Consider the following 13,852-nt stretch of genomic DNA (forward strand, 5'->3'; position numbering starts at 1 on the left):
AAAATCAATATATTTTAAAAGATAATCTGACAGTTTAGAATTCAGCAATAAAAAGAAAAGCCGATAAATCTACCGGCTTCTTTCTTTATTTATAGTTTTCTATAGCTTTATTGAGAACATCTATTTGCTTGTTGATGCTTGCTGCGTTCTGTGGATTCTGTTTCAGCAGCTCCATTTTTTTACTTAAACCATCCTTCAGCATCTGAACGATCATCATTTTTGCCTGTGGGTTATCTTTCATCTGGTTTTTCGCATATCCCACCATTTTGGTAATGTTTTGAACAGCTTTCAGGTTATCGGAACTCATGATCCAGTTATAACCTTCTTCTGCTGTTTTACCCAATTCAGGGTTCTGGAATTTTACAAAGGGATAAAATGCAGCCAGTGGAGCAATATATTCCATCTGAGAAGCTACTTTATTTTTCACAATAATAGGAAGGAAAAGCGCCAGCAGCTCATCTGAAGCTCCTTCCAGACTAATTTTGTCGGCCAAAGAATTAGCCCTTGAAGGATCAATTGTGAGAACTGCACTTAGGGAATTTCCCTTCACCGCCTCGGAAACAGCATTTATTCCTTTTTCAAAGATGGGAAGATATTTTTTATCTTTTGTTTTTGATAAAGCAGCAATAGCAGCTGCCTGAGCTAATGTTTTAGGATCATTTGAAGCTATTTTTTCAACTTCAGCTCCTAATGTCTTCATTTGTTCAGGATTAGTAAGATCAATTAATTGCAATGCTTTGATTCTTATCCTAAAAAAGGGATCTTTCAAAGCGGCGGCAAGTAATTTTGTAACGGCCGGGCTTTTCCCTGTCTGGTCTTTTATACCTTCCAAAGCGGTGTATCTGCTCTTGAATTCCTTAGAATTGGTAAACTGCAACAGGTTTTGTTCCGGTGTTTTGGAATCGGTAATATCTGCCAGCAAGACTCCGTCTGCATTGATATTAACCAAATCAGGAGTTTTAGAAACATCTAAATTGAATGTATTTTTTGCTTCAGCATTTACCCAAACATTATATCTTTTGGGTTTTCCGTTATCATACACATCAATAGCCAACGGAAATTCAAACAGCTGATCCTGGGTCTGGTTGATCGTTACAGCTACCTGTTTTTTTACCGGTTCAAAGGTAAATGAGTAATTGATTTTTGGATTACCGCTACCAAAATACCATTGATTAAAGAACCAGTTCAGGTCTTTTCCTGAAACTTTTTCAAAAGAAAGTCTTAGCTGATGGGCTTCTGCGTTCTGATATTCGTTGGTTTTCAGATAATCATTCATTCCGGCAAAGAAGGCATCATCGCCCAGGTAGTTTCTCAACATATTGAGGATTCCGCCTCCTTTCTGATAAGTTACCAGATCAAATACGTCTTCACGGGAATCATAATTGAATCTTACCAGATTTTTCTTAAAATCACTTGGATTATGGATGTACATATTCACATCGCTCATTAAATGGTAATCTGCCTGATCCTTTCCGTATTTATATTCGTTCCACAGATATTCGGAATAGTTGGCAAATGATTCATTAACGGTAAGGTTGCTCCAGCTCTCTGCGGTAACCAGATCGCCAAACCAGTGATGGAATAATTCATGGGCTATGGTATCTTCCCATTTATTTTCGTCGATCAGCTGTCCCGGTTTTTGAAGGATATCACTTCCATGAAGGGTTGCCGTAGTATTTTCCATCGCTCCGCTTACGTACTCTCTTCCGGAAATCTGAGCATATTTTGCCCACGGAAAGTCGTAATTCATTTTTTTAGAGAAAAAATCAATCATTTCAGGGGTATTACCATAGATCTGCTTTGCGTAAGGTTCGTATTCTTTTTCAATATAATAATCTACCGGAATATTTTTCCATTTATCCTTTACGATCGCATATTCTCCTACTCCCATAAAGAAAAGATAGGTAGAGTGTCTTTTATCCATTACCCAATGATCGGTTCTGAGGCCATTCGATTCTTTTTGGGAATCTTTTAAAATTCCGTTGGAAAGTGTTACATATTGATCGGGAACGGTCATATATATTTCCTGGGTAGTCTTCTGATTGGGTTTGTCAATCGTAGGAAACCAGGCAGAAGAAGATTCTGTTTCTCCCTGTGTCCAGATCTGTGTAGGCATTTCAGGATCTGTTCCCTGTGCATTGATAAAATAAAGGCCTTTGGCATCGTTGATTGCCATACTTCCTTTTTGTTTGACCTCGTTGGGACGGGAAGTATATTTGATGTAGACAGTATAATCCTGATTTTTCTGATAGGTTTTATCCAGATTAATTTTCAGGATGTCATCTTTATATTCGTATTTTAGAGGAGATTTTTTTCCATTGTTATCAAGGGCCACTTCGTGGATCAACATTGCCTTAGCATCAAGAATCAATTCATTTGCAGGATAGAAATAGGGTGAGGCAGTAAGCCATTCTTCTCCGTTCAGCTGTTCTTTCTGATAATCGAAATTTACTTTGAGTTTTGTATGTTTAAGCTCCGTTACTTTGGTGTGCGTAGCTCTGTATACTTTTTCTCTTCCTGAGGTATCGGTTTGTGCGGCTACATTTGCGGAAAATAAGATTCCAAGTATGGCAATGGATAAAATGGCCTTTCTCATCTCTCTTTATTATTTTTTAGAATTATTTTTTGTCAGTATGTCAAAAATATCATTGACTAAGGTTTCATAGTCTCCTGTTTTCAGCTGTTCTTTTGTTTTGGCAAAAGCTTTCTTCAGCTCACTTTCCGGATTTTCCTCGTCGATAACTTCCACTGAAGCCACTCCTTTTAATTGAAGGATTACATTTTTTAACAGTTCGGTATCTGTGTTTTCTTCAGTATTTATTTTTAAGTACTTCATGATCTGTTGAAATTAAAATCAAGTTCTTTCAAATTTAAAACTTATTTTAAAAACAATAGCCCTGTTTACCGCTTTTTTACAGGATATCTTCGTTTAAAATGAAGAAGACAAGGTGACCTATTCAAATTGATGATAAAAGGAAGATTATCAACTGTAATGACCTGATTTTAAAAACGCTAAATCAACTTAAAGATTTTGTGAAATTTTCCAGAAAGGTGGCTGCAGAAACTTTTCTTACCCTATTTTATTCTGACAACTTTTCCGTTTTTATAAAGAAACACCATTTCGCAATCTATTTTTCTTTCCCGATTATAAACATGAATTCTTCTGGAATCGATCCCCGCCCTTTCGCTTAACATAGGCCCCTCCCAATCATTATAAAAAACAGGTTCTCTCAGGGTAAAATGAGAATTATTTTTAAGTTCATTAAACATATTATAATCTAAACAGACGTTTCCGCTTTCAATATGATTTTCGTCCAATGATGTTTTTAATTTACTGAACAGTTCATCATTAAACCGACTTGCGTATATCCATGAGTTTTTCACGCTGATATTGGTCGCGATCAGGAGAAAAGCTATCACTGCAAAAGCAGCAGCAATGATCTTATTACCCAATTTTATTCTGACCGATGCATAGATGATTATTGAAATGACAAACAATGTATAAAAAAGCCTTATCGCTCCGAGATTTCGGTTATCAAATCCAAAAATCGTCGGGATATATGATGAAAAAAGGAAAATACTGAACCCACAGAGCAGAGCCAGGAAAGAGATTACAGCAATGTTTCTAAGCCGTGCTGACTGGCTTTTAAAATCATAAACAGAGAAAACTTTGTACACGGTTGCAGGAATACTGAGAGCCAATATCCATTCTAAAATACCAAGATTTTTCAAATTCAAAATACCTCTGTACAAACCTGCAAAAATATCTTTGAAGAATAGCTTCCCTGAGAAGACCGCAATCTGCACCACTCTTTTCATCTCAAAAATCTTACTGACCTCATCCCTTTGATAAGAGTTTACAAACAGAAGGGGCTGAATCACTTTTCTAAAAAGAACCACACTTCCCAAGGTGATTATTACAAACAAAATTCTTTTTTTATTTTCTTTAATCAAAAACAGATGCAGCAGTATAAGGGGAAAGAAGATTTCATAACTTAAGATGGAAGCAATAAAAAGCAGAGCGCTTACCAGGATTTTATCCCGCACATATAAGAAGTAGATACTCAATGAAAAAAATACAGTCGCAAGATTAGAATTGAGCATAATCGGAGAAAACTGAATACTCGTCCCGATGACAGAGCATGAATACAACAATGTAATAAGACCGGCAAGCTCCTCAGATAGGATTTTTTTGGCCACCATATACAGAACAGCTAAAGAAAGGGGAAAAAAGATTAATCCAAGTAAATAAACAGATTCATCGTATTTTGAAAGATAAATTAAAGTTCCTGTTACAAATCCCGATACCGGCCTTGCTGCCATGGTTGTAGAATCCAGAAACGAATAAATATAGGTGAAATAAGATCCTGAGATCAACTTAGATTCATAGACCTTACTTAAATCATCCGTTACAATAACTTTCTGTTTAAAAACAGAAAGACTGATGTAGAGGGTATACACAATTATCAGAATATTCAGGAATATACCATAATTGTTGCTTTGATTTTTCTTCATATTGTTTTTGACGCTGGACGAAAATTTATTTCACCAATGCCAAAAATAACAGAATTATAGCAATTAAAAAAAGAATACCGGAAATATTAAACCGCTACAGGAGCTTTGATCCCCGGATGCGGATCATAGTTTTCCAACGTAAAGTCTTCAAATTTGAAATTGAAAATATCCTTGATATCAGGATTCAGCTTCATTGTCGGAAGCGGTCTTGTTTCTCTGGAAAGCTGTCTGTTTACCTGTTCGAAATGATTATTATAAATATGAACATCCCCGAAACTGTGGACATAATCTCCTACTTCAAGATCACAAACCTGGGCCACCATCATTAATAATAAAGCATAACTTGCAATATTGAACGGTACACCAAGGAAAACATCGGCACTTCTCTGATAAAGCTGTAATGATAATTTTCCGTCTGCCACATAAAACTGAAATAGAGCGTGACAAGGTGCCAGCGCCATATTCGGAATTTCGGCAACATTCCATGCTGATACGATCAGCCTTCTCGAATCGGGATTTTTTTTGATCTGGTCGATCACTTCTGTAATCTGATCTACCACTTTTCCGTCTGCTCCATGCCAGCTTCTCCATTGGGCGCCATATACGGGACCTAAATCTCCGTTTTCATCTGCCCATTCATCCCAGATACTTACTCCATGATCGTTAAGGTATTTGATATTGGTATCTCCGTTCAAAAACCAAAGCAGCTCATAGATAATTGATTTCAAATGCACTTTTTTAGTAGTTACCAAAGGAAAACCTTCTGACAAATCATATCTCAGCTGATATCCGAACACACTCCTTGTACCGGTGCCTGTTCTATCGGTTTTATCTGTTCCGTTGTCTAAAATATGTTGTAAAAGATCCAGGTAATTTTGCATTTTGAAAGGAATTTTATGGTTCAAATTTAGTAAAAAAGCATTAAAAAAAGCACCCATATGATGAATGCTTTTTATGAGACGAATATCTCTTATCTATTAGACATTGTGTATCTGCATACTAGAGATCAACTTTATCGGATAATTTTTTATAATATAAAAACACTGATATCATCATTATTGCCGTTGATGGATTTTACCTGTCCATATTTTGATTTCTCAATGAATTTATCATTCCAGTAATCAAGGCGTACCGGACCAAATTTAATCAGTTTCTGATATTGGCTGTCGTCGATAATATCCTTCAACCCATAATCAACGGAAATATTCCCTATAGATTTAATTTTTCCGTATCTGCTGTTATCCATAATATCCTTAGGCCAGTAATCGATAGTATAACTTCCTATTTTCTTTACTTTCCCGAATTTTTCTTCATTGAAAACAGGGTTGTCCCAATATTCGAACCTGATATTACCGATACTTTTTATTTTACCGTATTTCTCACTTTGCTGATCCATGTCGTCCCAGTAATCTATTCTTATATTGCCGATACTTTTAATTTTTCCGGCTCTGTACTGATCAAAACTGCTGTTGTCATAATAATCAATTCTTCCGTTCTGCTTCGGGGAATGGAAATCTGTAATGGCTCCCTGGGAATCTATTGTAATAATAAAATCATCTACGGTAAGGCTGACAGAGGTAAGGTCATAACTTTTTGCCGAAACACCGGCACGAATTTGTGCATGGATCCAAAAACTGCCTAATAAAAAGGCAAAGAGAAGTACATTTTTATATTTCATAATGATAAAATTAACTACCAGATATTTTCAATGGTCTGATTGATAGTATTGATGGTAAATGTCTCTCCCATTTTCTTGCCAAACATCGCTTTTACCAGAGGTGATTCTGCAGATACCGTCATGACCTTCTGATTTTCAGATCTGATTTCTCCCATGGAAGCAGAAATGTAAAACAAACCTTTATCCGTTTTGACTATGGCACCATTCTGAACTTTCTCTGAAGGATCAGCAGTTATTTTCTGTAGGATCGCCTGTTGATTCAGTACTTCATTCAGCTGGCGTTGAAGATTGTTGATTTCCTGCTGAAGCATTTCACGACCGGTTTCATATTTATCTCCCATTGAGCTTTTTGTATCGTTATTGGAGGCCCTTGTTTCAGCAATAAGATTTTCAAAATACTGTATTTTGTCTGATATTTTTGTTTTTACGATGTTGATTATTTCTTGTTTGTTCATGGGTTGTTATCGGGCTTTTGGTTATGATACTTCGATCGTCCCTTCAAGGTCGCGGATCTTGCCACTCTTGGAGTACCGCTTTAATGATAGTAATTAAGATGTCATTGTTGAATACGAAACAGTAAAGGTTCCACTATTCACTTTTCAAAAACGACGTAGTCTGAAACTTTGAAACTGAAGGCTTTACCTTCGTCAAAATTTCTTCTCGTTTTATCGAAAACATTATTGAAAGCTCCGGATAAGTTCTGATCTTCTATCGTGAAATCTACAGGTTCTTTCGACATATTCAAGACAACCAACACTTCATTCTCTCCGTTTTTCCGTACATACGCAAGAATCTTATCATTGGCTGTTGTATTCAGGAAATAGGTAGTAACATTAGGATCTCCGCCTCTTAATGCAGGATTGGATGCTTTTAAGTTCAACAATGTTTTATAGAAATCAGCCATCAGATAGGTATTGGTCCATTTAATGGCATCTTTCTCAAAGAATTCCAGTCTTTTCATATTGGGAAGCTCCTGTCCTGAATACAATAGCGGAATACCATTCCATGTTGCTGAAAAAACCGCCATAGGCTTGGCAATTACTGCATATTTTTCATATTCTGAGCCGTTCCACGAGTTTTCATCATGATTAGAGGTAAACCATGCTCTCATCGAAGCATCTCCGATATTGGAATATTGAATGAGTAAATCTTTTAATTCCTGAAGAGGTTCATTGTTTTTGTAGTAATCTGCCGACTTGTGCATCCATTTCCATGAGTAGCTGGCATCAAAGACTTTTCCGTACTCTGGGCTTTCCAACTCATCAAATTCTCCCAGCCAGAAAAGGGGTTTTATTTTTTCTACTTCGGGACGCGCCTGCTCCCAGAAATCTACTTCTACCCACGAAGCCAGGTCGCATCTGAAACCGTCAATACTAGTTTCTCTCACCCAGAATTTCATAGCTTCAATCATAGCTTGCCTCATCTCCTGATTTTTGTAATCCAGTTCGATGATGTCATCCATGCCGGAAGCAATATGGAATTTTCCGTCCGGATCTTTTATATAAAATTCAGGATGTATTTTTGTCCATACATGATCCCAACCGGTATGATTGGCTACCCAGTCAATAATAACCTTAAATCCCAATCGATGTGCTTCATTCACCATATCTTTAAAATCATCCAGAGTCCCAAATTCAGGATTAACAGAGGTGTAATCAGCGGCAGCATACGGACTTCCCAGACTTCCTTTTTTATTGTGTTGAGCAATCGGTGTAATGGGCATCAACCAAAGTGTCTGCACGCCCATTGACTTCAATCGGGGCATTTCTTTTGCAAATGCTTTAAAAGTTCCTTCCTGGGTATATTGTCTGATATTTACTTCGTAGATATTTGTGGTATGTTTCCAATCTTTTGGCAATACTGTCATTTTTTTGGTTCTTTTTTGAGTGGTACAGGAAACAATTCCCAGACCAATGATAGCTAATAAAATTAATTTTTTCATTAATCTATTTTTAACAAAAGTAGGGATTGTTTTTCAGGTGAAAGGCTAAAAAAAGCCCCGGATTAAAATCCGGGGCCTATATTGTATTTCACTCTTACCTTTCGTCGTCGTTATCATCCTCATCATCGAAGACATCATCATTGTAGTCTTCTTCTTCCTCGTCATCGAAGCTGTCGTCCTCATCAGAGAAATTTCCGGTGGCACCGAAATCATCATCGAAGCCAAACTCATCATCCGTCAAAGGCATTGCTGATTTCTTTTTAGAACCACCTGCACTCCCGTTTTTGCTAGGCGCTTTTAGAGGAACATTTCCAAATCTGTATACTGTAATCGGGTAATTTACTGCTTTTGTTTCTTCAATGACTTCTATAAGTTCACAGAAGAACTCCCAAAGATCAAGAAGCCCGTACTGGAATTGTGCTTTGTCGCCTACATTTTCAAAAGCTTCATCAATGTATACGTCTGACATGATCTCGCCATCACCATCATCACTCATATCTTCCAATGGAACACTTTTTACTATCGTTCCGTCATTTTCTAACAGATTAAACGTAGAAAGCTCATCGCCCTGCAGACTGAATGCACTTTTAATTCCTAAATGTAAGTTCCATAACGTTTGTTTTCCCTTAACTTCAATGTCGCGGAAAATATCCTCTTTCGCATCTAATATTACGCGGATCTTGTAAACCATATCAGTTTCTTAAATTACTTTTTGCCTTTATAATTATGATAAATCTCTGGTGCAAATATATAATAAATGACATGTGACAAAAAAATATTTCTGGATTTTTTAAAATATTTTTTTTTCTTACATTTTGCCGGAATTATTTACTTTTTTCAAGCATAAAACTAAACTTGGTTCCTTCTAGATAAACGCTTTCTACGGTAATGTTTTCGTTATGAGCCTCAAGAATATGCTTTACGATAGCTAATCCCAACCCGGAACCGCCTTCTCTCCTGCTTCTGCTGGTTTCGACACGATAAAATCTTTCGAAAATCCTTGGAAGAATTTCAGATTTGATCCCCATTCCGTTGTCGATGACTTCAATCAGGACTTTATTTTTTAAAACACTGGTTTTTACAATCACCTTTGCTTCCTGCCTGTTGGCATAGTGAATGGCATTGGAAATAAGATTAATAAATACCTGTGAAATTTTCTGTTTGTCTGCTTCAACAAAAATCTGTGGATGCAGGGTTTGAATTTGCATCGTCGTGTTGTGTTTCTCTGCTTCCAGGTCAAGAAGGTCAAAGATTTCACTGATAAGAAGGTTTACATCAAATCTGGAAACGGTAAGGTTGATCTCTCCGGCCTCCAACCTGTTGATCATATCAAGATCCGTGACAATGGCGATAAGTCTTTCAACGGAAATATCGATTCTTTCAAGATATTTGTCTCTGATGGTAAGATTATCCACACCGCCTTCCCTCAGGGTTTCAACGTAACCCTGGATAGAAAACAGAGGTGTCTTAAGCTCGTGAGATACATTTCCGATGTATTCTTTACGGTAACTTTCCATTTCCTTCATCATATCGATTTCTGTCACCTTTTGTTGGTTAAAATCGGAAAATCTTTCTCCCAGTTCTTTAATGGTGATATTTTCGTCGTTATCATGCACAATTTCCTGAGGGAGAATCTGGGAAAGTCCTTTTACCTGTTTTCTACCGTAATAATTGAAAAGCAGCTCCAGTACTACACAATTAATAATAAAGATCAGGACAATACATATTACAAGGCCCGTTGTAAAGTACGGAGTGCTGTAATAGATATCCTTTAGTGAGTCAAAAATAACTACTAAGAAAAGCATTACCAATGTCAGCAGACATGAGGCAACAAGAGTAAGCCTGTAAAATTTCAATTTTACAACGTTTTAAGATTGAACGTAAAGTTAGGATTTTTAAATGATTAAACGATCAGTTTATATCCGATTCCTTTTAAAGTCTGAATGGTATTGATCCCTAATTTTTCTCTAAGTCTTCTGATATGGACATCAATGGTTCTCTCTCCTACAATCACATCATTGCCCCAGACTTTTTCCAGAATTTCTTCTCTTTTGAAAACTTTTTCTGTGTTGGAAGCCAAAAGGTAAAGCAGATCAAACTCCTTTTTAGGAAGAAGAAACTGCTGACCGGCTTTGGAAACTCTGAAGTTATCTTTATCAATAACAAGGTCACCGATTTCAATAAGTTTTGCATTATCGGAAACCTGAGAGGTCAACTGTAATAATGCGTTTACTTTGGAGATAAGGATTTTCGGTTTGATCAGTTTTACGATATAATCATTGGCACCAGCCTGGAAGCCTGCCAACTGGGAAAACTCTTCGCTTCTTGCGGAAAGGAAAACAATAAGTGTTTTTTGAAGTTCTTTCACTTTACGAAGTTCCTGACAGGTTTCAATACCATCTTTCTCAGGCATCATTACATCTAGTAGGATCAGATCCGGAATAATTTCCTTTGCTTTTTCTATACCTTCGTTACCATTGGTGGCGGTATAGATATCATAACCTTCTTTTTCCAAATTGTAAGACAGAATCTCTAAAATGTCCAGTTCGTCGTCTATTAAAAGAATTTTTTTGCTCATCTTCTAGTTTAAGAATTCCCACAAAAGTAGTTATTTTCGTCGGGCTTCTTCATTTATGTTATGTTAACTAATTATTAAAAAACCTTCCACCAGCTTTTAATTTAAAAATTAATAATAAAAGAAGGTAAAAAATACACATAAACCAAATATACGAAACAAAGTTTGAAATAAACAAAAAAAATAACATCATAAGAAACATATTTCCACAACAAAAAATTAGAGTTATCTATTAACTTAAACTTCACAATTAATTAAAATTCTCCTAAAGTTTTCTTAAAAACTTAGCCTTTATTTTGCCCTTGAAAAAGAAGTAAAGAGAAGTAAAATGAAAAAACAACTCCACAAGAGCATTATGCTACTTGCCTTGTTTTCTGCTGGCTATGCTTTTGCACAAAGTCAGATTCTGGAAGGTAGGGTATTGGATGAGAAAGACAACACTCCTATACAGGGAGTAAAGGTAAAAGTAAATGATCAGGAAGTAACAACTGACATTTCCGGCTACTACTCTATCAATCTCTCGCCCGGAACCAATTATATTATAACGGTATCCTCCAATGGATATAACAAGAAGGAAATCAGTGAGGTTATTGTAAAAAATGAAGGTAACACTCATCTTGATATTGTGATGGACAAACCGTCTTTGAAAGAAAAGGAAATCGATGGAGTTGTCATCAGATCCAATGCTAGAAAAGAAACCATTGCCTCTACCATCGGCTTACAAAAGAATGCAGGTGTGGTTTCACAGGTAATCGGAGTGGAAGCGATTAAGAGAAGTCCGGACAGAAACACAGGAGAGGTTCTGAAAAGAGTTTCAGGGGTGAGTTTGTTTGACGGAAAATACATCGTTGTAAGAGGTTTATCCGATCGTTATAACCAGGCCATGTTGAATGGTATTCAGTTATCGAGTACTGAACCGGACAGAAAGACTTTTTCATTTGACCTTTTCCCGGCCAACGTTATTGAAACCCTGGTAATCAACAAAACATTTATTCCTGAATATACAGGTGAATGGGGAGGCGGTTTGATCCAGGTAAATACTAAAGACATTCCTAATAAAGATTTCTTCAATGTACAGGTAGGTGTAGGAGGAAACACGATCACCATGGGACAGGAATTTTTGATGCAGAAAGGTGGGAAATGGGACTTTTTAGGTATTGACGACGGTTTCAGAAAACTTCCTACGAATATGCCGGCAAAGAACGGATTCAGTATTTTGAACGAAGCTCAAAAAACTGAGATCGGTAAAGGATTTACTAAAAACTTTGGATTCAACAGTGTAGGTTATCCGGAAAATGTAAGTTTACAATTAGACGGAGGTTTCAATACTAAAGTTTTCGGGAAGGATCTTGGAGTGATTGCCGTTTTAAACTATAGCAATAACAAAAGAAGAACCGAATCCACTAACCGCTTCTTTACGATCAATGATCAACTGGCTGATACCAACTTTGATTATTATACTGAAAAATACAGCAACGATGTTATCCTTGGGGGAATGTTGAACCTTTCTTTGAAGCTCAATAACAACAACAAAATCTCCTTAAAAAACATTATTACCAATAATACCGTGAACCATATGTCCTTCAGAACAGGAAAGGACTTTGAATTTGACCCGGTAAACGGAACCAATATTATCGCCAGAGAAATTGGATTTAAACAGACTACTTTTTACAACTCTACCATCAATGGTACTCATAAGATAGATGCTCTTGGCGGACTTACTTTTAACTGGTACGGAAGCTTTGGAATACTGGATCAGTATATCCCGTTATTGCAGCGTTTACAATACAACCAACACCCTGAAATGGCTGGTAGCCCTTACCTTGCTTTGATCTCTAACGGTCTTTCTCAAAAATCAGGTAGTGTTTTCTATTCTACGTTGAGTGATTACCTGTATAATGCCGGTGGAGACGTATCCAAGACTTTTACGTTATTCGGAGAAAAACAAACCATTAAAGGTGGATATTTGTTCCAGGTAAAAGACAGGATATATAATTCAAGACCATTTTCTGTGAGACTTGAAAGATATAACCAGGGATTACTTTCTCAATCATTCGAAAATATTTTCAATCCTGAAAATTTTGGTACAGACGGGAGGTTTACATTTGATGAAATCGCCGGAAACCAGTACAGATATATTGCCAATACGATTCTTAACGCAGGATATTTACAGTTCGACAATAACTTTACCCCTTGGTTGAGAGCGGTTTGGGGATTGAGAGTTGAAAATTTTGACCAGTTAGTGGGAAGTGCAAAAAAGAGTGATGACCGTTTTGTAAACACGCGTGTCACAGACTTCTTACCTGCCCTTAACCTTACCTTTAAGGTAAATCCAAAGATGAACATCCGTCTTGCAGGTTCTCAAACTGTGGTAAGACCGGAATTCAGAGAGGTTTCTCCTTTAGCATATTATGATTTTGATTTAGGTGCTACGGTAATTGGTAACAAATTTATTGAAAGAACAAAAATCACCAATGCAGATCTTCGTTGGGAATATTACCCGAGAACAGGAGAGATTTTCTCAGTGGCAGCATTTTATAAGAACTTCAAAAAACCAATCGAACTTTATTTCAACCAGTCTGGTGTAGGAACAAGTAATACCTTCAACTACCTTAACGTAGATAAGGCCGATGCCTATGGAATTGAAGCTGAATTCAGAAAAAAACTTGATTTCACAAGTGCTTTGAGAAATTTCACATTGGGTGGAAACTTCGCTTACATCAAAAACAAAGTAACGGATGAAGCTACTAAAATTGACAGACCAATGCAAGGACAGTCTCCTTACACCATCAACCTGAGCCTTCAGTATGACGCTGAAAAATCAGGATGGTCTTCTACAGTGCTTTTCAATATGATCGGAAGAAGAATCCTTTATGTAGGAAATGACCAGGTTCCACCAATCTGGGAAGCTCCAAGACCTCTTCTGGATTTCCAGGTAGCTAAAAAGATCTGGAACAAAAAAGGTGAAATCAAACTTAATGTTTCCGATATCCTGAACCGTCGTGCCAAATTCTATCATGACCTTAACGACAATGGTAAGTACGACAGCAAAGATGCTCTTGCTATAGAAAGAGTAACAGGAACCAATATCAGTTTAACACTGGGATACAATTTTTAATACAGTCAATATAATCTAATAAAA

At 36.8% G+C, this 13,852-nt stretch carries 11 protein-coding genes; 1 reads left to right on the plus strand and 10 read right to left on the minus strand.

Going from position 1 to position 13,852, the window contains the following annotated elements; genetic code table 11:
* Positions 1–85: 85 nt before the first annotated feature.
* From M030_RS0116230 to M030_RS0116280, 10 genes are all read right to left on the minus strand, one after another.
* On the minus strand, positions 86–2,596 hold the full coding sequence (locus M030_RS0116230; protein ID WP_027374462.1) for a M1 family metallopeptidase: 2,511 nt from the start codon (positions 2,594–2,596) through the stop codon (positions 86–88).
* A 9-nt stretch (positions 2,597–2,605) separates the two neighbouring features.
* Positions 2,606–2,836, minus strand: a complete 231-nt coding sequence (locus M030_RS0116235; RefSeq protein WP_027374463.1) for a hypothetical protein — start codon at positions 2,834–2,836, stop codon at positions 2,606–2,608.
* Positions 2,837–3,075: 239 nt separating this feature from the next.
* A complete protein-coding gene (locus tag M030_RS0116240; protein ID WP_027374464.1) occupies positions 3,076–4,515 on the minus strand; it encodes a hypothetical protein in 1,440 nt (479 codons plus the stop codon).
* 86 nt (positions 4,516–4,601) lie between these two features.
* Positions 4,602–5,396: a thymidylate synthase gene (locus M030_RS0116245; protein ID WP_027374465.1), complete on the minus strand. Its 795-nt coding sequence runs from the start codon at positions 5,394–5,396 to the stop codon at positions 4,602–4,604.
* 146 nt (positions 5,397–5,542) lie between these two features.
* Positions 5,543–6,193: a hypothetical protein gene (locus M030_RS0116250; RefSeq protein ID WP_027374466.1), complete on the minus strand. Its 651-nt coding sequence runs from the start codon at positions 6,191–6,193 to the stop codon at positions 5,543–5,545.
* Between the two features lie 14 nt (positions 6,194–6,207).
* Positions 6,208–6,648 (minus strand): GreA/GreB family elongation factor, encoded by a 441-nt coding sequence (locus M030_RS0116255; RefSeq protein ID WP_027374467.1) that lies wholly within the window; start codon positions 6,646–6,648, stop codon positions 6,208–6,210.
* Positions 6,649–6,785: 137 nt separating this feature from the next.
* Positions 6,786–8,135: an alpha-amylase family glycosyl hydrolase gene (locus M030_RS0116260; RefSeq protein WP_027374468.1), complete on the minus strand. Its 1,350-nt coding sequence runs from the start codon at positions 8,133–8,135 to the stop codon at positions 6,786–6,788.
* A gap of 94 nt (positions 8,136–8,229) precedes the next feature.
* Positions 8,230–8,826 carry an IS1096 element passenger TnpR family protein gene (locus tag M030_RS0116265; RefSeq protein ID WP_027374469.1) on the minus strand — a complete coding sequence of 199 codons (597 nt, stop codon included), beginning with the start codon at positions 8,824–8,826 and terminating at the stop codon, positions 8,230–8,232.
* Between the two features lie 133 nt (positions 8,827–8,959).
* On the minus strand, positions 8,960–9,991 hold the full coding sequence (locus M030_RS0116275; protein WP_027374470.1) for a sensor histidine kinase: 1,032 nt from the start codon (positions 9,989–9,991) through the stop codon (positions 8,960–8,962).
* A 47-nt stretch (positions 9,992–10,038) separates the two neighbouring features.
* Positions 10,039–10,713, minus strand: coding sequence for a response regulator (locus tag M030_RS0116280; protein WP_027374471.1), 675 nt, complete (start codon positions 10,711–10,713; stop codon positions 10,039–10,041).
* A 325-nt stretch (positions 10,714–11,038) separates the two neighbouring features.
* Here M030_RS0116280 and M030_RS0116285 point away from each other — a divergent pair, with 325 nt between their 5' ends.
* Positions 11,039–13,828, plus strand: a complete 2,790-nt coding sequence (locus M030_RS0116285; protein ID WP_027374472.1) for a TonB-dependent receptor domain-containing protein — start codon at positions 11,039–11,041, stop codon at positions 13,826–13,828.
* The last annotated feature ends 24 nt before the right edge of the window (positions 13,829–13,852 follow it).

It is taken from the genome of Chryseobacterium sp. UNC8MFCol, from assembly GCF_000482305.1.
Taxonomy (GTDB): Bacteria; Bacteroidota; Bacteroidia; order Flavobacteriales; family Weeksellaceae; genus Chryseobacterium; species Chryseobacterium indologenes.